Below are 22,065 nucleotides of genomic sequence, written 5' to 3' on the forward strand. Positions count from 1 at the left end.
GCCGCCGTGGGCACGCGTTGCGTCACGATGAGGACCGTCAGGCGTCAAACCCGTTCCGTGGGGCCGGACTCGTACGAGAGCCGCCTCCTCGATGAGGAAAGCAAGGAAGCCATGACCACCATCGCCGTCATCGGAGCCGGACCCGGGCTCGGCGCGGCCGTCGCCCGCCGCTTCGGCCGTGAGGGGTTCGCCGTGGCGCTCGTCGCCCGCGACCCGGAGCGCACCAAGGCGCTCGCCGCCGAACTGGCCGGCCAGGGCGTCACCGCCCAGGGGTTCACGGCCGACGTCCGCGACCCGGAGTCCCTGACCGCCGCGCTCGACGCGGCGCACTCGGCGCTGGGGCCGGTCGAGGTCCTGCAGTACAGCCCGCTGCCGCACCGGGACTTCATGCTGCCGGTGCTGGAGACGAGCCACACCGACCTGGTCGGCCCGATCGAGTTCTCCGTCTACGGCGCGGTCGCCGCCGTACGGCAGGTGCTGCCCGGCATGCGTGCCCTCGGCCGCGGCACGATCCTCCTCGTCAACGGCGGCACCGCCGTGGTCCCGCACCCCGACCGGGCCGGTACGTCCGTCGCGTTCGCGGCGGAGAGCGCGTACGGCCGGCTGCTGCACGACACGCTCGCCGGTGAGGGCGTTCACGTGGCCCAGCTGGTGGTGCCCGGCGCGATCGTCCCCGGCCACCACCGGAAGGACCCGGCCGACCTCGCCGACACCCTCTGGGGCATCCACCGCGACCGCGAGGGCTTCCGGCACTTCGCGGACGACCTGGAGCCCTGAGGACGCGCGACGCCGTCCGGCGGCCGGCCGGCAGGCGGTGGCTCCCGCCCTGCCGTCAGGCCGGTGAGCGTGACGGTGGCCGTCGTGTGCCGGAGCGGCCGGAACCGTCCAGCGGGGCGGGCGGCGAGAGCGCCGGCGGGGACCACGGTGACACCGAGACCGCACTCGGCCATGGTGATCTACGAGGTCACCGACCGCGCCCAGCGCGCCCGCCGCCCGAGGGCCGCGGGCCGTCCGAAGGGCACCGTGCCGCCGGTGGAGCCGCCCGTGCCCCCGGTGTCGGCGCGCGGTCGTCCGGGGCCGGTGTCAGGCTGGCAGCACAGGACTGGAATCGGTCGACGCGAAGGGGAATCCCGTGATCACCACTGACCTCACTCCCGGCTCCCCGTGCTGGCTGGACCTCGGCGCCCCGGACGTTCCGGCCGCGGCGGCGTTCTACCGTGCGGTGCTCGGGTGGGAGTACGAGCCGATGGGCGGGGGCGAAGGGGAGGAGCCGGAGGGTGAGGGTGGAGCCTTCCGGAAGGACGGGAAGGTCATCGGCGGGCTCGGCCGGCTCACCGAGGAGGGCGCGCGCCCGGCCTGGATGATCTACTACACCGTCACCGACGCGGACGACACCACACGGGCCGTGGAGCGCGCCGGCGGCACGGTACGGGTACCGCCGAGGGATCTCGGCGAGTGGGGTCGGATGGCCCAGTACAGCGATCCGCTGGGCGGTCAGTTCGCGGTCTGGCAGCCGCGCGGCAACGAGGGCTTCGAGCTGGCGGACGAGCCCGGCTCCCTGTCCTGGACCGAGCTGTACACCACCGACGCGACGGCGGCCAAGGAGTTCTACGGCGGTCTCTTCGGCTGGACGTTCGGCGACATGGCGCTGCCGGGCGGCGGAGGCACGTACAGCCTCATCACACCCGCGGGGCTCCCGGAGGAGCGGATGCAGGGCGGCGTGATGGAACTCCGTACCGAGGATCTCTCCCTGGCCGACGGGCGCCCCTACTGGCACCCGGTCTTCGCCGTCGCCGACTGTGACACCGCCGTCGCCGCCGTCACCGCGAACGGCGGCAGCGTACAGATGGGCCCCGAGGACGCGGAGGGTGTCGGCCGGCTCGCCGTCTGCCTCGATCCGTCCGGCGCGGACTTCGTCCTCCTCACCCCGTCCCCGGCCCCGGCCTGAGGCCCGCCTCTCCGAGAGGCTGCGCGCCCACCGTTGCGCGAAACGGAATCAGCGGCCATCATTCCTCCAACCTCATTAACAGGAATCCTGTTAATTTAATGTTGTAGGGATGGGCGGTTCCGATCATGTCGTTCAGTGCCAGAGTCCAGGCCAGAGGCGTCCAGCTGCTGCTCAGCGGCGTCATGACCCGGGTCCACAAGGAGCTGCGCTTCACCGACATCCCGAAGCGGACGGAAACCTTCCGGGTGGAGACCGGCGCCGGACCGGTCGACTGCACCGTCTACCGCCCCCCGGCCGACACCGACACGGCCGCCCCCGCCCCCGTCTACGTCAACTTCCACGGCGGCGGCTTCATCGTGGGCCGCCCCGAGCAGGACGACCACCTCTGCCGCTACATAGCCGCCACGGCCGGCTGCGTGGTGATCAACGTGGACTACGCCGTCGCCCCGCAGCACGTCTTCCCCGCCGCCGTCACCCAGGCCTACGACGTCACCGAGTGGGTCGTCGAGAACGGCCCGACCCACGGCTGGGACGGCTCCCGGATCGCCGTCGGCGGCCACAGCGCGGGTGCCAACCTCGCCGCCGGTATCTGCCGTACGGCCCGCGACCGGGGCACCTTCACCCCGCTCCTCCAGATCATCGACTCCGCGCCGCTCGACCAGGCCGCCGACCCCGCCACCAAGCGGTCCCGCATCGCGAAGCCGCTGCTCAGCCCGCAGCTCATGCGGATCTTCACCGCCGCGTACGTCCCCGATCCGGCAGGCCTCACCGACCCGCTGGTCTCGCCCGGACTCGCCGACGACCTCGCCGGGCTGCCGCCCGCCCTCGTCATCACCGCCGAGAACGACCGGCTGCGCGACGAGGGCGACGCCTACGCCGAGGCGCTGGAGGCGGCGGGCGTCCCGGTCACCCACCGCGTCTTCGAGGGCGTCGACCACTACTTCACCCACACCGGCCCGGTACCGGCGGGCAAGGAGGCGATCGCCCTCATGGCCGACACCCTGCGCACCGCCCTCGACGCGGCCGTCCCGGACGCGGCCTGAACTCCCCCCGCCCGCTCACGCCGTCGCGCGAGCCCGCTCGTACAGGACCGGGTCGTGCGCGCTGACGACGAACAGACCGGCGTCGTCGCGTCGGTACAGCTCGGCCAGGCGGGCGTGGTTGTCGCGCACCTTCCTGAGGTCGTACGCCATCAGGTTCTCCATGGCGCGGAGGGCACGTGGTACCGGGGCCAGCCCGTCGAGGGTGCCCCGGTGGTAGAAGGCGTCGCCGGCGTGCAGGACCCAGCGGTTTCCGGTGTCCACGGCGACGCAGGCGTGGCCCCGGGTGTGGCCCGGCAGGGAGACCAGGACGATCCCCGGGGCGACGGCGTCGAGTTCCCTCGCGGCGGCGAATCCGTGCCAGGCCTCGCCGTCCGGGGTGTGTTCGACGATCTTCGGCCCGTGCGCCCACTGGGCCGGCCGGTACCGGAACCGCTCCTGCCGGGACGGGGCGGTCATGGAGCCGAGGACCTCGGCCGCGGTCGTGTGGACCTGCGCGCCGGGGAAGTCGGCCAGCCCGCCGATGTGGTCCGCGTCGAAGTGCGTGACGACGATGTGGCGGACGTCCTCGCGGCGGAAGCCGAGCGCCTCCACCTGACGCGCCGCCGTCTCCTCGGCCCGGAGCACGGGCTTGATCAGATGCCGGGCCGGGCCCAGCCGTCCACCGGGATCGGCGATGTCCCGCAGCCCGAACCCGGAGTCCACCAGGACCAGCCCGCCCGGCGCCTCGACGAGCAGGACGTGGCAGACCAGCGCTCCGGTGAGCGGGAGCATGGTCCCGCAGTTGAGGTGGTGGACCTTCACGGCAGTACCGCTTTCGGGGTGTCGACGAGATACGGAGTCGGCTCGCTGCCGGCCCCCTCCGGGGGACCGCGCGCACAGCGTACGGGCCGGACACGGTCCCGCGCGCGGCCGGGCCGGAAACGAACCGGCCCCGCCCGCCGCCCACTTCGCCGGCCCCGCTTCCCCGTTCATCCGGCGGAAGCGCTCCCCCGCGGTGACGGTGCGTCATAGGCTGGTGGGGTCCGGAAGACGGAGGTCGCACGTGGTGGAGCGAGGGCCCGACGGGGGGTTCGTATGCGAACTGGTTCTCAACACAAGAGGCGGAAGAGTACGGGCGGACGCACCCGGCGCCCTGAGCCGGAGACTGACTGAGGGCGCGGCCGCGCGGGTCGTCCCGGTCTACGCCGGACAGCCCGCACCCGGCCGGCGTTCGAGCGACATCGTCGACGTGGCCACCCTGGCGGTGACCTCGGCCGGAGCCCTGGTCGCCATCATCGACACGATCAGGGGCTGGCTCTCCCAGGAGCGCAGCACCCCCGCGGAGGACGGGACGGACGCGGCGGGCCGTGTCGCCTCGATCACGGTGATCATCGGGGACGACAAGGTGGAGATCGTCCAGCCCTCCACCGCCGCCGAACAGAGGCTCGTCGACGCGTTCGTCCGGCGCCACGGCTCCTCATGAGCGAGCCGGCCACCCTGAACGTCCGGGTCACCGAACAGGGCCCCAACGACCGCTACGAGTACGAGCTACGGGTCGGCGGCACCGGCCGCGACAGCCCGCCCCTGGAGATGGAGTACACGATCCCCGTCTCCCGGGAGCTGGTGACGGGCTACCGGCTCCGGATCGACGACGCGCTGACGGAGGCGGCGGCCTGGGGATCGGAGCCGCGCCCCGGTCTGCTCAGGGACCTGGAGAGATGGGGCAGGCAGCTCTACGGGCAGCTGTTCCCGCCGGTGCAGGGCAGCGCGGCCGAACTGGTGACCAGGCTGCGCGCGTCGACCGGCCCGCTCCTGGTGCGCACCAACAGACAGGGCGTCCCCTGGGAACTGCTGCACGACGGCGAGGACTTCCTCGGCCTCAAGTACGACCTGGGGCGCCGCATGGTCGGCAAACGCCCCGTGCTCGGCGGACGCAGCGTCAGCCGGGTCGGCCGGGCCCTCGTCGTGGGCGACCCCGACGGCAACCTCCCCTCCGCCCGCGAGGAGGTCACGCGGGTCGCCGAGTGGCTGCGCGGCCGGGGCATCGAGTGCACGGTGATGGTGGGGCGGGACGCCAACCTGATCGACGTCGTCGCCGAACTGGCCTCGGAGGAGGCGCCGTACGACCTCTTCCACTTCTGCGGCCATGTGGGCAACGACACCGGTACGACCGCGCTGCTGATGCACGGGCGGCAGATGCTCAGCGAGGTCGCCCTGCAGGGGCTCTCGGCGACCGGCGCGCCCCCGGTGACCTTCATCAACGGCTGCGCCTCCGCCAACGAGGGCGAACTCGCCAACATCTGCATGTCCTTCATGGTGATGGGCGCGAAGAGCGTCGTCGGCACCCGCACCGATGTCGCCGACGACGGGGCCTGGCGGTTCGCCGCCGAGTTCTACGACCGGCTGCTCGCCGGTGAACCGGCCGGCGCCGCGGTCCGCGCGGCCCGTGCCGCGCTCCGGGCCCGGCCGGACGCCGCCTGGGCGTCGTTCATCCTGTACGGCGACCCGGCCGCGAGCATCACCCGGGACGCGCGGCCGGGCGGCCCGCGGCCGGAGGAGAGGGTCGAGGAGGACGAACTGCCCGTGCCCTTCTCGCCCGAGGCGGAGCGGCTGATGCTGCGGGTGTTCGCGTCCGCCTCGGAACGGGGGGTGGTCGCCTCCGTCGATCTTCTGCAGGGGCTGCTCGGCGAGCCGGACATCCGGGGGCGGATCGAGGAGAGCATCGGGGCGGCTTCCGCGGATGCCCTCGACCAGCTGATCAACGACGTCTTCAGCCGCAGCGCCGCCGCGGACGACAGCCCTCCCGTCACGACGGGCGGGCCGGTCCTCTCCGACACCGTCAACCGGGTGTTCGCGGACGCGGCCACCCGGGCCGCCGCGGACGGCCGGTCCACGATGACCACCGCCGACATCGCGGCGGCCTTCGTCGCGGTCGGCGGCGGTATCTCCTCCCGCCTCCTGGAACTGTGCGGGGTCCCGCTGTCCCACCTGCTCCCGCCGGACGAGGACGACCCCGGCCAGGTCCCCTCCGCTCAGGACGTCCCCGGCCAGGACACCCCACCGCCGGACACCCCACCGCCGGACACCCCGGTGCCGGACACCCCGGCTCCGGCCGTGTCCGGCGGGACCGCGAGCGCGGCGGGGGCGCACCCGAACGGTGACGAGCGGCTGCCGGTGGACGGCCTGGGCCCCAGCACCATGGGCGTCCTGCGGCTCGCGCATCTGCTGGCCAGGACACGCGGCGAGATCGTCAGCACCTACACCCTGCTGGCGGCGTTCGGCGCGCTGGACAGCGAAGTGCTGCGCAGCGGGATGTACGAGCAGGGGCCCGCCGGAGAACGCGCCTTCCGGCGACTCTCCGGAATGCTCACGCCCCGCCGCGCGGATCTGTCCCCCCGGGTCCACGACATACTCGCCCGGGCCAGGCCGCACACCACCGCCGACGGCACCCCGCCCCGCCACATCGACGAGACCGCGCTCCTGCTCGCCCTCCTGGAGGACGAGCGGTCGTCCGGCCGCACACTGATCCGCAGGCTCGGCCTCGACCCCGCCTCCCTCGTCCAGTCCCTACGCCGGACCCCCTGACCCACCCGGGCCGACGGTCGCGAGGTGGGCGAGGCCGCGGGTCGCCTTCGGGTCGTCCGGCCGCAGGGCCAGGACCCGGGTCCACTGGTGCCGGGCCTCGGCGGTGTCACCGAGGGCGAGGCCGGCCAGGGCCAGTGCGTTGCGGGCCTCGGTGTCGGCGGGGCACCAGTGCACCACCGCGGCGAAGCAGTCCCGCGCCGCGGCGAGGCGGCCTTCGCGCGCCGCGGCCAGCCCCCGGTTGAACAGCAGGGCGGGCCGGGTGTGGAGCCGCGCATAGCCGGACAGGGGCGTACGGCAGCCCGCGCAGACCTCCGCCCCGTACGCGTTCTCCCGGCGGCACAGGGGCACCGGGCAGTGCACGCCCGCCGTCGTGGACGTCATCAGGTGGCCTCGGGGACGGAGCCGGGACCGGGCCCGCCCGGGCCGCCGGACGAGCCCAGACAGATGTTCTTCAGCTGGAGCAGCCGCTGCCGTTCCTGCGCGGCCTGCGACTGGACCTGCTGCGGATCCCGGGCGATCAGGGACCCCAGCCCGCTGAGCCGCTGCCCGATGTCCTCCACCTCCACGCGGTGCGCGGGCGTGGCGGCGGCGGACGCCTGCACCAGCCTGCGCACCTCCGCCAGGGCCTCCTCGGCGGCCCCCAGCATGGCCGTGGCCCGCTCCGTCTCGCTGATCGGCTGTTCCTTGCGCTGCTGCCGGAACGCCACGGTCCGCAGATGGTCGAAGATGTGCTGGAGCTGGGTGATGACCTCCGAGTACGACCGCTGGTCCCCGGCGGTCAACGCCCCCTCGCCGTGCTCGCGCTGGGCCTCGACGGCGAGTGCGATCTCCCGTTCGTCGTGCGGGGTCCCGGTCTCGGCGCCGACCATCGTCACATACCGGTTGAGTTCGACGCAGTCCTTGACGAGCCGCTCGAAGTCGGCCCTGGGCGGCTGCAGTTCCCCGCCCTCGTGCTTGCGGACGGAGTCGGCGATCGCCTGCATCTGCTCGAACTCATGGCCGGCGATCGCGGTCTCGCCCCGGTCGACCGCCGTCATGAAGGCTTCCTTCGCCATGTCCATCTGGACCTGCTTCACGTTCCGTTCGCCGGCGGGCAGGAACTCGACGTCCTCCTCGAAGCGGCGCAGCAGCTCGGCGACCTCCGCGCTGCCCGGCAGCCCGGCCTCCGGCGGCACCTCGACGACCGCCTCGAACGGGTGGTCGCCGATGGAACCGCGCACGGTGATGAGCGCGTGCACGTCCATCTCCACGTCGAGGTCGATGGCCGTGCCCCGGGGCGTGGAGGACGGCACCGGCACCTTGATGACCTGGATCTGCCGGGAGTGCTGGAAGAGCCGGAACTCCACGGTGGTGGTGTCACCGGGGTGGCGGAAGTCGTAGCGGTCCTTGAACGGCAGCGGGCGCAGCGCCGGGACCAGCACATCGCGCTGGGTGCGCCCCTCCCGGGTCACCTCCAGCAGGATCGGCTTGGCGTTGATGGCCGCGCTGGTCGTACTGCCCCCGGGCTTGGCCGCGGTGACCCGGTCGTGGACCACCGCGCGTCCGACGGTCGCCAGCAGTTCGCCGTCGGCGTCGAACACGTCCACGGTGAGCAGACCCTGCGCGTCGGGCCGCACGGGAATGCGGGTAAACGCGAAGCCGCCGTCCGCCTTGATCGGCGCCTCGTCCTCGTACTCGTCGGTCGCGAGCCGCACGGAGCCGCCCGTGAGATCGAGACCCGGATCGAGCGCCTCGACCGTCCCGCCGACCACCGTACGGTCCGAGGCGGTGACCACGGTGCCGCGGAAACTCACCCGGACCGTCCGCTCCTCGTTCAGGATGTCCAGGCCGCCGACCGCCGCGGCCCGCACCGCCGCGCCCAGCGCGACGACCGTGTCCACCTGCTCGTACACCGGCTCGGCGCACTTGGCGCGCGGCGCGCCCGGGTCGGGGTCGGGAGAGCCGGGGGCGAGCGCGCAGAACCGGCTCCGCACCATCTCCCGGACCAGCGGCAGATGGGTGGACCCGCCGGCCAGGATGATCTGGTCCACGTCGGCCAGGGTGATCCCGGCCTCCCGGGTCGCCTGGTCCAGCGCCTCGTCGCAGTACTGGAAGGTGCGCTCCAGGACGGGCCGGGCGATCGCCTCCAGCTGCGCGCGGTCCACGACCGTGTCGATGACGACCCGCTGCCCCTCCTTGTCGGTCAGCCCGCCGGAGTCGCGGAGCATGAACTCCGTACGGTCCGACAGCCCCTTCTTCACGGACTCCGCGAGGGACCGCAGCCGCCGGAAACGCAGCCGGTCCTCCGCGTCGTCCTCCAGGTCCAGATCCATGGCCCAGTCGTCGTCGAGGATCAACTGCTGGAGATGGTGGGCGAGTTCGGTGTCGATGTCGTCCCCGCCGAGCATGGTGTTGCCGCTGATGCCGAGCACCTTGAAGTCGGCGGCCTTGCAGCGCACCACGCTCACGTCGAAGGTGCCGCCGCCGAGGTCGTAGACGAGGAAGACACCGTCCCGGATGCCGGTCCGCCAGCAGTGGTAGCTCGCGGCGGCCGTCGGCTCGTGCAGCAGGTCCACCACCCGCAGCCCGGCGCTCTCCGCCGCCTTGCGGGTGGCGTCGATCTGCGGCTGGTCGAAGTAGGCCGGCACGGTGACCACGGCACGGTCGACGACCCAGCGCACGTCCGGGGTGTCGAACTCCGCGACGTCCTGCTCGATCTGCCGCTTCATCTCCTTCAGGATCTCCGCCGAGATCGCGACGGGCGTGCGCTCCTCGCCCGCCAGCGTCACCGTCCGGCGCGATCCCATCAGGCGTTTGACGGAGGTGACCGGTTCCGGCTCGCTGCCCACCCGCGCGAACGCCTTGCGCCCGACGACCAGTTCACCGCCGCGGGGACTGAGCCACACACAACTCGGTGTCGTACGGGCGTTCATGGCGTCCCGGTGGATCACGATGTCGGTGTCGGTCGGATTCATCACCGCCACCGCGCTGTTGGTGGTCCCCAGATCGATCCCGACGGCCTTGCTCACGTACTGCGTCATACGTCGTCCCCTGCGTCCTGTGCTGCGTCTGCCGCGGCCACGGTGTCCTCCGTGTCCCCCGCCTCGTCTGCCGGCGCGCCCGACGGGGCGCCCATGATCACTTGCCCCAGCCGTACGACCGTGCCGCGGTCGAGCACGATCGGCTCCACGGTCTCCGCCACCACCTCGGCGGTGAACTCGGGCCCGTACCGCCACCCGGCGATGTCGACGACGTCGGCGACCGACTCGTACGGCTCGCCGACGGGGTCCCGTGTGGTGATGCCCGCCGTGTGCAGGGGCTCCCGCACCTGCTTGCCCGCCACGGCGAGACGGCGGCCCAGCGACCTGTCGCCCGCGGCCTCCAGCGGACCGGCCGCCGCCCGGGCCAGCTGCTCCAACCGCGCCACGTGCACGGCCAGTTCGATCAGGACCTGACGGGCCGCCGCGGTCTCCTTGCGGACCCGGTTGCCCTCGTCCTGGAGATCGGACCAGTACCGCTGGAGCAGGACGGCCATCTCCCGGCCGGGGCTCACCGGGTCCGCCGCCTCGGCACCCTCGGGGACCGGACGCGGCTCGAACTCGTCCCAGCCGACCGGAGTCGAGCCGACCGGAGTCGAGCCGACCGGAGTCGGGTCGGCCGGAGTCGGGTCGGCCGGGGGCGGGTCGGCCGGGGCCGTGCCAGGGGCCGTGTCAGCCGAAGAGGACATCGCGTGCCTCCAGCGGGGGGCGCTCCAGGTACAGCGGCACCGGGGGACGGTCCAGGGCGGGCCGGATGTCGACCTCCGGTGGCGTCAGCATGCCGTCCAGCAGCCGCCGGGCCACCGCGGTGAGATCGAAGTCCGCCGCCCGGGGCGCCCCCGCCGGGTCCGGCCGGGACGCGAACACGACCGGACGGCGGCCGTACTGCTTGGCGAAGTCCTCCCACCGCTCGCCCCGGTAGTCCGCGCCCGGAGCCTCCAGCAGCGCGTGCAGCCGCCGCTTCCCGGGCGGGCCCATCAACTCGTCCTTGGCCCACTCGGCGAGCGCGCCCGCCTCGTGCGCCCCGGTCAGGGAGAGCTCCCGGAAACGCTCCGCCACCTCCTCGTCGTCCGCCGACAGGGAAAGCCCGAGGACATGAAAGGGATTCGGCTTCATAGGACTTCTGTCTCTCCTGTCTCTGCTGTCTCTCCTGGTGCCGCCGGGTTTCCTTTTCGCTCTCCTGGCTCTCCCCGGCCGGTCCGAGCCCTCGTCGACATCCCCGCCGGGCGGCCAGGACGTGTACGCGCCCTGCTCCAGAAGCTCGGCCGCGTTGTCGTCGCCGGGGTCCCATCGCAGGGCCTGCCGGTACATGTGGGAGGCGGAAGCGCTGTCGGCCGCCACGAACAGCCCGAGGTACTTGTAGTGGATGCACAGCGCCCGGTTGCCCGGCAGATGGCCCTTGCCCGGAGTGCAGAACGGGGCGAGCCCGTCGGCGAACTCACGTGCCCTGCCGATCACCTTGCGCAGTTCCGCGGTCCGTTTCATCTGGTAGAGGCAGTGCTGCAGACTGTTGTGCCAGTCGAGCGCGGTCCGCAGCAGCCGGGGCAGCGGCACACCGAGACCGGTCAGGGGTCTCAGCGCGTCGATACCGGACTCGTAGTCCTTGTCGATGCCCTCGGCGAGCCCCTCGATGGCGACCGGGTCATTGAGCGCCTTCTCGGCGGTCAGGACCGCCTCGGCACACCACTCGTCGGTGACCGCGCCGGCCAGCGCCGAGATCTCGGCCCAGCGCCGCGCGTCGACCGTCACGGACCAGCCGAAGCCGAACTCGCCCAGCAGGCCGCGCACTTCGGACTCGTCCATGCGCACGGCCACCAGCACCCGCAGATGCAGCCGGGCGGTGTCCCGCTCCCCGGCCCGGAGCGCCTCGGCGCCCAGTCTGCGGTGCAGGGCGAACAGTTCCCGGCACACCGTGGTACGCAGCAGGGTCTCCTCCTCGGGCGCGGCGGGCTCCTCGCCGTGCTGCTCCCAGAACCGCTCCGAGGCCAGCAGCAGGGTCCACAGCACGGTCGCCCGGGCGAGGTGCCCGCCCCCGTGGACGGCGTCCGCCGGTCCGCCCAGTGCCGTGCCCCGGTGCAGCAGGGCCAGGGTGTGGTGGAGACGGACGTCGTACGCCCAGGTCCGCAGGCCGTCCGCCCAGCACCGTTCGACGCGCGGGGACTCGGCCGTCCGCAGGGCGTCGGTCAGTTCGGGATCCGCGCGGACCGACGCCTCCAGGGCCGCGTAGCGGCCGGGCCGCTCCCAGGGGACGGGCTCCCCCTCCGCGCCGGGGAAGACCCGGTCCAGCAGACGGTGGACGCAGGTGTCCAGCTCCAGGCCTCGCGCGAGCGCCTCGATCCTGCCCCGGGAGGGCAGCCGACGCGTCGTGGGCCCGGCCGGCCGGAGCACGGCGGCGGCCCGGTGCAGGAACCCGGCGCCGCGCAACAGCTCCCCGGCCCGGTGGGCGGCCACCGCGAGATGGCAGAGCGACAGGACGTACCGGGTCCGGACCTCACCGTCGTCGCGCCCCTCCCGCTCCGCCTCCCGCAGGGCCCGCTCCCACAGCTCCGCCGCCGTCGCGAAGTCCCCGAGGGCCGCCGCGCAGTTCCCGAGGACCCCCGCCCCGACCGGAGCCGGCTCGGCCCCCGCGAGCCCCTTCACCCACTCCAGCAGCCCCTGCCCGTCACCGCCCCGCCCTCGCCCCCGCGCCCCACCGCCCTTCCGCCGTCCCGACGGGCCACCGGCCCCGCGCCCGCCCGCCGCGCCGCCACGCGCACCGCCCGCCCTGCCTCCCGCCGCCCCGCTCTCCGCGGCGTGGGCGAACAGCGCGGGAAGGAGGTGGGCGAGGTCGGTGACCGTGGACAGGTCGTAGTGGGGTGCCGCCGCGGAGAGCAGTTCCAGGGACCGCAGGGGGTCGCTCTCCACGAGGCCCGCCGCGTGCACGACCCGGAACAGTGCCGCCCGCTCCCCGGCTCCGACCGGCGGCGGTGCCGAGGGCGGACGGCCCTCCAGCGCGTCGGCGAGCACACCGCACAGCTCACCGTCCGCCGGCGCCGCCCTCAACTCCCGTACGGCGGCGGCCCGATCGCCCCGCGTCAGCTCTCCCACGGCGGAGGCGAGCGCCAGCACCGGCTGTGTCCCCGGCCGTGTCCGCTGCCGCGGCACCGCCCCTTCGGCCGGGCTCCGCTCGTCGGACAGCCGCCCCTCGTCGGTCGGTCGCGCCTCGTCGGTCGGCCGTACCGTGCCGGACGGGCCCGTCTCGTCGAATCGCGCGGTGTCGTCGAATCGCCCCGTCCCGTCCGGTCGCTGTCCCGCCGGGGCCGGCGGGTGTCCGGTGGGTGAGTGGGCCAGTGCCGCGGCGCCGGCCCGGTCGGCGAGGGTGTGCAGCTCGGGCAGGGGGTGACGGCCGGCCAGGGTCCGGACCAGATGGGCCAGGGCGTCCCGGCGGTAGGGCGTCGTGCCGCGCATGCTGGCCGCGGTGAGGGCGGTGGCCAGGACGGTCACGGCCTCGGGGGGCGGGTCGTCGGACTCCTCCAGCAGCGCGACCAGCCGCCGGCACAGCTCGGGGTCGGCGGTTTCGGGGTCCTCGGCCAGCAGCGCCAGCCCGAGGACCCACTCCGCCCAGGGGTGCTGCCGCACGGAGGGGGACAGCACGGCGGGTCCGTCGCCGGACGCGACGGCGGTGGCGTGGGCGACCGTCCGCGCGGCCCGCTCCAGCACCGCCGCGTCCGCCGGCACCGCGTCCGGCGCGGTCGCGAGGGCCCGGCCCAGCTCCCTGGCCGCCCGCCGCGCGTGGTACGGCGCGTCCTCGGGGTCCTCGGTGCCGCCCTCCCCGGCGAAGCGGTGCAGCCGGAGCGCGCCGAGCGCGTACGGCACCTGCGGCAGCCGGTGGGCCGTCAGCCGCCCCAGCCCCTCCTCGACCACCCCGTCCGCCGCACCGCCGACCGCCTCGGCCCACACCCGCAGCAACTCCGCCTTCTCACCGCCCAGTCCGGCGAGCAACCGCCCCGCCCTCGCCGGACGCAGCTCCTCCAGGTGGTGCGCCGCCAGCACCAGCACCGCCCGACCGTGCCCGAGCGAGCGGGCCTCCTCCAGCAGCCGCCGCCCCTCCTCCGGATTCCGGCGCAGCGCCAGCAGCCCCGACCACAGCAGCCGGTCGGCCCGCGGCAGCCGCCGGTACAGCGGCTCCGTGAGCAGTGCGGCCATCTCCGCCGCTCCCGTCGCCCGGCCGTACGCCGCCCCCAGGACCGTACGCAGCGCCTCCAGCCGTCTCGGCGCGCCCCGGCCCTCTGCGGGCAGTACCGCTTCTCCCCGGTCCGGCGGGTCGGGGCGCCGGCGGCCCTCGGCCAGGTCACGGCGGACCCGGCCGACGCGCTCGTAGCCGGGCGGCACGGCCGCCGCCGCGTGTTCGGCGGCGGTGCCGGTCAGCGCGTGCGGTTCGGTGTCCAGCAGCAGGCGGGCCAGCGCCCAGTCGTCCGGGTCGCCGGTCATCCGTTCGATGAGGAGCCGGAGTCCGGCGCGGTCGCCGGTCAGATACAGCGACCAGGCGGCGTGGTACCGCCAGGCGGCGGCCGGGGACTCGCCCCGGGTGAGGGGGACGAGGAGATCGCGGGCCCGCGCGGCGTCACCCTCCAGCAGTCGCAGACGGCCCCGGGCGTAGTCGAGCCAGGGGCCCACCTGGTGGGACGGGGGCGGCGCGGCCAGCCGGGCGGCCGGGACGGGAGGCGGCCGGTCGGAGTCCTCGTCGAACCAGGCCAGCACCCGCCCGAGTCGGGCCGTGGCGGCGAGGCCGGGTGCGGCGAGTTCCTGGCCCCCCGATGCCTGGCCCCCCACGCCCGCGTCGGCCTGCTCCGCCGCGTCGAACGCCCACCCCGGGACCTCGGCGGCCAGGCCCGCCCGGATGCAGGAGAGCAGGAGCCCGAGGAGCGCGATCGTGTCGTGGGGGTCGGCGATGCGGGCGGCCAGGAAGTGCGCCCGGGCCGCGTCGAGTTCCCCGGTGACGCGCAACGCGTGCAGCCCGGCCGCGCGGTCCGCGCCCGGCAGCCCGGTCGCGGCCAGCGAGGACGCCTGCCGCAACCGCTCCGCGTCCGAGGAGAAGTCCACCCGCAGCACCTCGGCGGCGAGCGCCAGCACCGCCGGGGGCCGTGGCCCGGACCGGCCCAGCAGGTCCGCGCAGACCTCGATCCGGGGCGCGTCCCGCGGTCCGGAGCGGGCCAGCTCGTCCGCGACCGAGGCCCTCGCCGTGTCCCGCAGCGACTCCGTCCAGTACAGCCGGGTCAGCAGGTCGCAGGCCGGCGTCTCCTCGCCGCGTCCGAACCGCGCCGCGGCGAGCGGCCGTACGGCCTCGTCGAGCGGAACGCCGTCACCGGCCCCCGCCACGCGCCCGGAGAGCGCCTCCAGCGCCCCGAAGTCGTCCTCGGTCAGCAGCGGCCGGTACGGCGGCCCGGTCACGGACCGTACGAAGTCGACGTAGAACGGGGCGACGGCCTCGGGGCGTCTCTCCCACTGCGCCCAGATCCTGCGCAGCTTCGTCAGACCGCTGTGCGGATCGGGGTCCTGGAGAGCCGTCTGCCACTGTCTGCGCAGTCGGCCCGAGGACGAGAAGAAGTCACCGAAGGACGTGGGCGCGCTCATGACGTCGTCCTCACCCCCTGTCGTTCTCGCGTCGCAGCAGATCCTCGAAGTGTCGGGCCTGGTAGCCGTTCCCGGCCCGCCGGTAGGCGTCGGCCGTCCGTGTCAGCAGGGCGTGACGCTCCCTGCGGGTCCGCAGCAGCGCGCTGGCGCGCACCAGCTGCCAGGACTCGGCCAGCCGCCGGGCCGCGCCGGCCGGGTCGCCGCGTGTGTCGAGCAGCCCGGCGAGTTCGTGCAGCAGCGCCAGCCGGACGGCGGGGGAGGGGTTCTCCGCACCGGAGTCCAGACAGGCGCGCAGGGTGTCGCAGGCCCCGGCCGGGTCACCGGCGGCGGCCTGCTCACGGGCCCGCTCCAGCGCGTTCGCGCCGGGCGGCGGACGGCGGGGCCCCGCCTCGGCCTCGGCCAGCGCGTCCAGGAGCTCCGTCGCACTGCGGAAGCGCCGCACGGGATCGAACTCCAGACAGCGCAGCACCACGGCGTCGATCTCGCGGGTCACGGTGTTGTTCAGCCGGGACGGCGGGGCCGGCGCCCGGCCGTCCCGCTTCCGCCGGTACAGCCAGTCGCCGTGCAGGGCGTCCGGCAGCTCGGGGGGCGGCACCAGATGCTCGTAGGGGTGCCGCCCGGTCAGTCCCTCGTACATCAGCACCCCGAGGGAGTACAGGTCCGAGGCGGGCACGCTCTCCCCCTGCGAGGTCTCCGGCGCCATGTAGGTGAGGGTGCCGGCGACTCCCGGCACGGTCCCGGACTCCAGCAGTCTGGCGGCCAGGCCGAAGTCGATCAGCCGTACGGTCAGATCCGTGCCGAGCAGGACGTTGTCCGGTTTGAGGTCGCGGTGCAGCAACGGCTGGTCCAGGGCGTGCAGTCCGCGCAGCGCCACACAGATCTGCCGTGCCCAGAGGAACAGCTGCTTCGCGGAGACCGTCCGCCGGCTGCTGAACTGGTCGGCGAGGGTGGTGCCCGGTACGTACTCCATCACCAGGAACGCCCGGCCGCCGGCGTCCCGGGCCAGGCCGCCGTCGTACACATGGACGAGGTGGCGGCGGGCCTCGGCGTCGGTCATGCCGTCCATCGCCTCGGCCAGCCGCAGGACGTCGGAGAACCGGTGCCGCGCGTCCTCCTCGGTCATGCCCGTCTCCCGGGAGATCTTGCAGGCGACCCGCCGCACGGGCCGGCCGAGGATGCGCTGCTCGCTGAGGAACACCGCGCCGAACGCGCCGCCGCCCACCCACTCGGTGAGCAGATACCGGTCGTCGATCACCTGTCCCTCGAACGACCGCAGGTCCGTCCTGGCGCCACCTCCACCGTCACCCATGGCCCGCTCCGGCCGAGTCCGTCGGACCGGTCGTGCTGTCGTCGGAGGGGACGAAGCGGACGTCCGTCCGCGGCCCGCGTCCGTCGGCACCGGCGGACCCCTCGGGACGGAAGTCCAGTTCGATGCGGGCGCAGCGCCGGAACTCGTCCTTCCTGCGCTGCTGTTCGAGCAGGACCGGGCTCTCGATCAGGTCCGAGAGGATCTTCGCGACGATACGGCCGCCCTCCTTGCCGCCCGACGTCTCGTTCAGCAGATGCCCGCGCGCGGCGGCGTGGTGGATCAGCTCCTCCGGGACGACCAGCTCCTTCTCCCGCTTGTCCCGCCAGAACGCCCGCTGCCGGTCGACGAGTCCGCGGCAGATCGCGGTCATCGCGTCCAGGTCCAGCGGCCGGAACACGATGATCCGGCGGATCCGCGCCAGGAACTCGGGGGAGAAGACCGGCCCGCCGTGCGCGCCCCTGCCGACCTGGAGCAGCGCCTCCTTCACCCGGGCGACGATCTCCTCCTCGGGCCGTCCCTCCCGGCTCATCCGGGCGATGATCTCCTGGCCCGCGTTGGTGGTGAGGATGAAGATCGCCCGGTCGCCGTGGGCCTTGACCCCGCGCTGGTCGATGATCCAGCCCTCGTCGAAGAGATTGAGGAAGGGCCGCCAGACCTCGGCGTGCGCCTTCTCCGCCTCGTCGAGCAGGAACACGCAGTACGGGTCGGCGTTCAGCTCGTTGACCAGCCGGCCGCCGCGCTCGAAGCCGATGTATCCCGGCGGGGAGCCGATGATCCCGGCCACGCTGTGCGCCTCGGAGAAGTTCTCCATGGGATAGGTCTGCAGGCGCTTGGAGGAGGAGTAGAACCCCGCGACGGTCTTCGCCAGTTCGGTCTTGCCCGTCCCGGTCAGACCGGCGAACAGCATCACCGAGGCGGGCCCGCCGCTCGCCCCGGCCACGCCCGCCTTGATACGGCGCAGTTCGTTCGCGACCACCTCCAGCGCGTCCCGCTGGCCGAACACCGAACCGCCGAGGGCCTGTTCGTAGTCGATGCCGTCGTCGCCCGTACCGGCGATCTGCCCGGCGGGCACGCCCGACACCTCGGCGATGACCCGCACCACGTCCTCGGTGTCCACGACGGCCCTGGTGTCCCCGAGCTGTGTACGGCGGTAGTCCAGGTCCTCGCAGGCCCGGCGGAGCACCTTGACGGCGGCCAGCGGCAGCCGCTGGGCGAGGACGTAGTCCCCGGACAGCACGACCGCCCGGTCGACGACCCGGTCGGCGATCTCCGTGCCGAACTCCGTCTCCAGCGCGTCCGCCGCCTGCCGGACCATGTCCCGTGCCGTGGCCCGGTCCGGCTCGGTCATGTCGATACGGGTGGTCAGTTCGCGCAGCGCGTGGTCGGCGGCCAGCAGATCGTCGTACTCCTGGGACGAGAGAATCCCGACGAGATGGATACGGCGTTCCTTCAGCGCGCTGCGCAGGGCCTGGACGTGGTCGGTGCCGTGGGGGCCGCGGAGCATCGCCCCGAGCCCGTCGAGGCAGACGATGAGATCGGTGCGGCCGGCCACATGGGCGATGATCCGGGCGAGCTTCGCGCCGCTCTCGGAGTCCGGTACGTCACGGCAGTCGACGCGCAGCAGGCGCTTGCGCCGCAGGAAGGGCAGCTCTCCGGCCGCCGCACGCCTGGCCAGTTCACGGACCAGGGTGGTGGTGCCGACTCCGGCGGGGCCGGTGATCAGCACATGGTTGTCGGTCGTACGGTGCAGGGCGCGGCCCAGGGCGTCGAAGTAGCGCTCCAGATGCCGGGCCGCCGGGATGCCCCGGGTCCTCGCCAGCCACGTCAGGTCCTCGGCGGGGGGCGAGTCGGCCGGTAACCGGAAGGCGATCTCGCGCGGCCCCGAGGTACGGGCCTCCCTGACGGACTGGGCGAGTAACTCCCGCATCCGCGCGAGGTCCACCCGGAGCGGATCCGTCCGGAACACCGAGGCGAGCCGGGGCGGCGGGTCCTCCAGCAGGGCGTCCAGGAGATGCGGTGCGTCGATCTGTTCGGCCCCCCAGACCGTGGCGGCGCGCCGGGCCCTGCGCAGCAGGTCGAGCAGCGGCTCGCCCAGGCCGTCCCGGTGCAGCGGGGGCGCCTCCTTGCCGTGCTGGGAGATTCGGAAGGCGCCGGCCAGCAGCTCCGCGACCTTGGCCAGGCCCAGTTGGGGCGGGATCTGCAGCCGTACCAGCCGCTCGGTCAGCCCCTCCGTCTCGCTCAGCAGCGCGAGGAAGCAGTGCGGGGGCAGCAGCCGGTCGTACCCCAGCTCGCCCGCGCGGTCGGCGGCCTGTTCCAGAACGGCCCAGGCGTCCGCCGAGAACTCCTCGGAGCGCAGCCGCCCGGTGTCGTCCAGCAGCGGGGGAGGAGTCTCGGTGGCGACCCGCACCTGGTCCCGCAGGGTGCGCGCGGCGCCCGTCGTGTCGAGGATGCGCAGGAACCGCCGGTCACCGGCGTCGGGATGGTCCAGGACATGGGCGACGAGCAGTTCGAGGCAGACGGGCCGCAGCAGGTCGGGGTCCCGGGCGAACTCCACGGCGAAGGCGTCGAGGGCGGCCAGCGTCTCGGGGGCGAACCGCTCCCGCCGCCCGTCGAAGTCGAAGCCCTGGCCGTCCGGGGTCCCCGGGTTGTACGCGGCGACGGTCTCCAGCAGATGCCGCGGCCGGGCGCCCTCGGCGAGCGCGAGCGCGAGGCCCGACAGCACCGCCTGGTCGCCGGAGTCGATCGCGCAGTGGAGGATGTCGCTCGGGCGGACCGTCCCCGAGCAGCGCTGGGTCGCCGCCGAGAGGACATCGATCACCCGTTCGTCCAGCAGGGTGTGCGGAGTGAAGATCCCCTCCGAGAAGAGCGACAGCACGACAGCATCCCCGTACCCGTTCCCGGCGCCCGTCTTCACGGAGCAGGCCGGAGCCAGTGGCAGTTTCCCCGTTGCCCCACAGTCTGGCACGCGGCACGACGACACCCATGGCCAATGGACGACATCACCTCGATAGGTTCACAACACCCCGGTACCGCCCGGCCGTCACGGCGTCTTCGGTACAGGGGTCTTCGATGCGGGGGTCCGGGGGCGCCGGTGCGGGGCTCAACGCGCGACGTGGCGCTCGATCCAGTCGGCGGCGGCCCGGCGGAAGATCCTCCGGCTGTCCGCGCGCAGGAAGTCGTGGCCCTCGTCGCGCAGGATCAACAGAGCTGCCTGCAGCCCGTGTTCGCGGGCCGCACGGACGAACTGCTCGGACTCGCCGAGCGGCACATTGGTGTCGTGCTCGCCGTGGACCGTGAGGACGGGCACGCGCAGCGCGTCGACACGGGTCATCGGGGAGAGCTCCCGCAGCAGTTCACGGTCGCGTTCCGGGTGCCCGTACTTGTGCGCGGCCGACTCCGCGATCCAGGGCTCGGTGCCGGCGTAGAAGGTCGCGAAGTCGGACATGCCGCAGGCCGCGACGCCGGTCCGGAAGAGGTCCGGGTGCCAGACGAGCGAGGCCATCACCAGGTAGCCGCCGTACGAGCGGCCCATGACGGCCAGCCGCCGCGGGTCCGCGAGACCGGCCACGACGGCGTGGGCCGCGCAGTCGGCGACGTCCTGGATCGCGGCGAACCGGCCCGTGCCGAGGTCGGCGTCGACGAACGACCTGCCGTGCCCCGACGAGCCGCGCACATCCGGGGCGAAGACGTCCAGGCCCCGGCCCAGCAACTCGTGGTAGAGCGGGTTGAACACCGGCCGCTCCTGTTCCTCCGGGCCGCCGTGCAGATGGATCACACAGGGCGCGGGTACGCCGGGCGCGCGGCCCGGCGCCCGGTAGTACCAGCCGCTCAGCGGCAGCCCGTCGCGGGCCGCGGGCCGCAGGGGTACGGGACGCACGGGCGGTCGGCCGGGCGGGACGGCGTCCTCGTCCCGCGACGACCACTCGGTCCGCCGCGCGGTGCCCTCGGACCACCACCACACCCCGGGGCGGCGCTGCGAGCCGGACAGCGCCAGCACCAGCCCCGCGCGCCCGTCGACCTGCGGGATACGGGTCACCACCTCGTGCGGCAGCGGCACCGTCTGCTGCGGCCCCACCCGGGCCGCCCCCTCATCCGCCGTGACGGAGACGACCTCCAGCTCGGTGGCCCCGCGCACGTTCCAGGACAGGGCCGCGGTGCGCCCGTCGCGTGCGAAGGCCAGCAGCTCCAGCCCGCAGTCCGGCCGCTCGGCGGCCACGGTCAGCCCCCGCCGCTCACCTTCCTCGTCCAGCCGTACGGCGAACAGCGCGGCGAACTCGCGTGCCGCGTCGCTGCGCAGCCACACCGTCGCGCCGTCCGGGGAGAACCGGCCGATCCACGGGTCCCCGTCGGCGACGTGCAGCGCGAACGTGGTCCGCAGATCGGCCGTCCGCACGACGAGCGCCTCACGCCGCCCCCGAGGCCCCCGCCGGACCAGCGCCAGCCGCCCGTCCCTGCTGAGGTCGCACACCCGCAGGGTCGCGGCCCCCCGCTCCACGGCCACCAGGACCGGCGCCGCGACCCCGAGCGGATCGACGCAGTAGGCGGCGAGCCCGCCCTCGGCGGTCCCCTGCGGGGCCGCCTGGGCGTCCGCGCCGCCGGGTTCGGCGGGTGGGCCCGGCGGGGGACGGGGCGGCTCGTTCTCGGTGTCGGTGGCTCCGCGTACCCGGCCCGTGGGGGCGGCGTCGCCGTGACGCGGGCCGCCCAGCAGTACGGCACGGCCGTCCCGGGTGGTCCAGCCCGCCGGGCGCGGGGCGGTGTAGGTGCGCGGGTCGGCCAGGCCGGGTTCCGCGGGGACGGGCCCCTCCTCCGTCTCGGTCCCGCCCGGCGCGAGGACCGGCTCGGCGACGGTGACGGCCACCGCCGAGCCGTCGTGCTGCCAGCAGCCCAGGTACGCGGAACTGCCGGGTTCGGCACCGGCGAGGACGCGTCGGCCGGTGCCGTCGGGGCGGACGCACAGCACCCGGGTGTGTTCGCCGCCGCCGGGGGCGGTGGTGTAGGCGATCCAGCGGCCGTCGGGCGACCAGGCCACCTCCTTGACCGGGTGGGGGTCGGAGTCCAGCAGGTGGACCTCGTGTCCGTCGACCGGTCCGGTCCACAGCTGGGGCACCCCGCCCCGGTCGCAGATGAACGCCACGTGGCGCCCGCTCGGGTCCACGGACGGGTACCAGCAGCCGTGGGACCGCAGGGGCTGCGGCGTGTCCAGCGGCCCGGCGGTCTCGGGGAGCGGGACCGGCACGGGAGCGGTGGAGGCCGAGGTCGGCGTGGTGGCCGTGCGGGCGGGGGCGAGGGCGGAGGTGTGGTCGTGGCTGGGGCCGTGGTTCGCGTACCGCCACGGCATTCCGTCCAGGGCGTCCTCGGCGACGGCGGTCCGCCCGCCGGGATCCGTCGGCGAGGGCTCGGGCGCGGGTGCGACCGGGGCCGGGCCCGGCGGAGGGCCCGCGGCCGACGTGGTCCCGGTCTCCGTCCCCGTGCGCGGGAAGCGTGCCTCGGCTTCGGGGGGCCATGGCTCCCCGCCCCGTCGGTCGTCCTGCCCGCGTGGCCCCGGGCCCTGGTCCTCGTGCATGGGGGCCT

General features: G+C 74.3%; 13 protein-coding genes. 5 read left to right on the forward strand and 8 right to left on the reverse strand.

Annotation, left to right across the window (positions count from 1 at the left end):
* Nucleotides 1-111: 111 nt before the first annotated feature.
* The 3 genes from J8M51_RS24625 (at nucleotide 112) to J8M51_RS24635 (ending at nucleotide 2,991) form a co-directional block, all read left to right on the forward strand.
* Complete coding sequence (locus J8M51_RS24625; protein WP_086751713.1) at nucleotides 112-777, forward strand: SDR family NAD(P)-dependent oxidoreductase; 666 nt, start codon at nucleotides 112-114, stop codon at nucleotides 775-777.
* A 355-nt stretch (nucleotides 778-1,132) separates the two neighbouring features.
* Nucleotides 1,133-1,948 (forward strand): VOC family protein, encoded by an 816-nt coding sequence (locus J8M51_RS24630; protein WP_086751703.1) that lies wholly within the window; start codon nucleotides 1,133-1,135, stop codon nucleotides 1,946-1,948.
* A gap of 125 nt (nucleotides 1,949-2,073) precedes the next feature.
* Nucleotides 2,074-2,991, forward strand: coding sequence for an alpha/beta hydrolase (locus tag J8M51_RS24635; RefSeq protein WP_086751706.1), 918 nt, complete (start codon nucleotides 2,074-2,076; stop codon nucleotides 2,989-2,991).
* A gap of 15 nt (nucleotides 2,992-3,006) precedes the next feature.
* Here J8M51_RS24635 and J8M51_RS24640 read toward each other — a convergent pair whose 3' ends face one another.
* Nucleotides 3,007-3,792 carry an MBL fold metallo-hydrolase gene (locus J8M51_RS24640; RefSeq protein WP_086751708.1) on the reverse strand — a complete coding sequence of 262 codons (786 nt, stop codon included), beginning with the start codon at nucleotides 3,790-3,792 and terminating at the stop codon, nucleotides 3,007-3,009.
* Nucleotides 3,793-4,219: 427 nt separating this feature from the next.
* On the opposite strand from J8M51_RS24640, the gene J8M51_RS24645 reads away from it, so the two are divergent.
* Nucleotides 4,220-4,453 carry a hypothetical protein gene (locus J8M51_RS24645; protein ID WP_143673468.1) on the forward strand — a complete coding sequence of 78 codons (234 nt, stop codon included), beginning with the start codon at nucleotides 4,220-4,222 and terminating at the stop codon, nucleotides 4,451-4,453.
* Nucleotides 4,450-6,555 (forward strand): CHAT domain-containing protein, encoded by a 2,106-nt coding sequence (locus tag J8M51_RS24650; protein ID WP_086763465.1) that lies wholly within the window; start codon nucleotides 4,450-4,452, stop codon nucleotides 6,553-6,555. The genes J8M51_RS24645 and J8M51_RS24650 overlap by 4 nt, the downstream gene beginning before the upstream one ends.
* Here the strand turns inward: J8M51_RS24650 and J8M51_RS24655 are convergent.
* The 7 genes from J8M51_RS24655 to J8M51_RS24685 form a co-directional block, all read right to left on the reverse strand.
* The gene (locus J8M51_RS24655) at nucleotides 6,538-6,936 is read right to left on the reverse strand and encodes a tetratricopeptide repeat protein (protein WP_086763463.1); all 399 of its coding nucleotides are present in this window, start codon (nucleotides 6,934-6,936) and stop codon (nucleotides 6,538-6,540) included. The two genes, J8M51_RS24650 and J8M51_RS24655, sit on opposite strands and share 18 nt — an antisense overlap.
* Complete coding sequence (locus J8M51_RS24660) at nucleotides 6,936-9,575, reverse strand: Hsp70 family protein (protein WP_086763461.1); 2,640 nt, start codon at nucleotides 9,573-9,575, stop codon at nucleotides 6,936-6,938. The genes J8M51_RS24655 and J8M51_RS24660 overlap by 1 nt, the downstream gene beginning before the upstream one ends.
* On the reverse strand, nucleotides 9,572-10,261 hold the full coding sequence (locus J8M51_RS24665) for a hypothetical protein (RefSeq protein WP_086763459.1): 690 nt from the start codon (nucleotides 10,259-10,261) through the stop codon (nucleotides 9,572-9,574). Before J8M51_RS24665 ends, J8M51_RS24660 begins: the two co-directional genes overlap by 4 nt.
* Complete coding sequence (locus J8M51_RS24670) at nucleotides 10,245-15,185, reverse strand: hypothetical protein (protein ID WP_267299484.1); 4,941 nt, start codon at nucleotides 15,183-15,185, stop codon at nucleotides 10,245-10,247. The genes J8M51_RS24665 and J8M51_RS24670 overlap by 17 nt, the downstream gene beginning before the upstream one ends.
* 10 nt (nucleotides 15,186-15,195) lie before the next feature.
* Complete coding sequence (locus J8M51_RS24675; RefSeq protein WP_086754676.1) at nucleotides 15,196-16,494, reverse strand: serine/threonine-protein kinase; 1,299 nt, start codon at nucleotides 16,492-16,494, stop codon at nucleotides 15,196-15,198.
* Nucleotides 16,487-19,369 (reverse strand): AAA family ATPase, encoded by a 2,883-nt coding sequence (locus J8M51_RS24680; protein ID WP_143673124.1) that lies wholly within the window; start codon nucleotides 19,367-19,369, stop codon nucleotides 16,487-16,489. The genes J8M51_RS24675 and J8M51_RS24680 overlap by 8 nt, the downstream gene beginning before the upstream one ends.
* Before the next feature lie 225 nt (nucleotides 19,370-19,594).
* On the reverse strand, nucleotides 19,595-21,832 hold the full coding sequence (locus tag J8M51_RS24685) for a S9 family peptidase (RefSeq protein WP_398857399.1): 2,238 nt from the start codon (nucleotides 21,830-21,832) through the stop codon (nucleotides 19,595-19,597).
* Nucleotides 21,833-22,065: the final 233 nt, after the last annotated feature.

Source organism: Streptomyces griseiscabiei (assembly GCF_020010925.1).
Classification (GTDB): Bacteria; Actinomycetota; Actinomycetes; order Streptomycetales; family Streptomycetaceae; genus Streptomyces; species Streptomyces griseiscabiei.

Bases quoted from the DNA above. Each gene is read 5' to 3' on its own strand.
- J8M51_RS24675 (WP_086754676.1), bottom strand. From the start codon at position 16,494: ATGGGTGACGGTGGAGGTGGCGCCAGGACGGACCTGCGGTCGTTCGAG.
- J8M51_RS24685 (WP_398857399.1), bottom strand. From the start codon at position 21,832: ATGCCGTGGCGGTACGCGAACCACGGCCCCAGCCACGACCACACCTCC.
- J8M51_RS24670 (WP_267299484.1), bottom strand. From the start codon at position 15,185: ATGAGCGCGCCCACGTCCTTCGGTGACTTCTTCTCGTCCTCGGGCCGA.
- J8M51_RS24660 (WP_086763461.1), bottom strand. From the start codon at position 9,575: ATGACGCAGTACGTGAGCAAGGCCGTCGGGATCGATCTGGGGACCACC.
- J8M51_RS24655 (WP_086763463.1), bottom strand. From the start codon at position 6,936: ATGACGTCCACGACGGCGGGCGTGCACTGCCCGGTGCCCCTGTGCCGC.
- J8M51_RS24650 (WP_086763465.1), top strand. From the start codon at position 4,450: ATGAGCGAGCCGGCCACCCTGAACGTCCGGGTCACCGAACAGGGCCCC.
- J8M51_RS24665 (WP_086763459.1), bottom strand. From the start codon at position 10,261: ATGTCCTCTTCGGCTGACACGGCCCCTGGCACGGCCCCGGCCGACCCG.
- J8M51_RS24635 (WP_086751706.1), top strand. From the start codon at position 2,074: ATGTCGTTCAGTGCCAGAGTCCAGGCCAGAGGCGTCCAGCTGCTGCTC.
- J8M51_RS24625 (WP_086751713.1), top strand. From the start codon at position 112: ATGACCACCATCGCCGTCATCGGAGCCGGACCCGGGCTCGGCGCGGCC.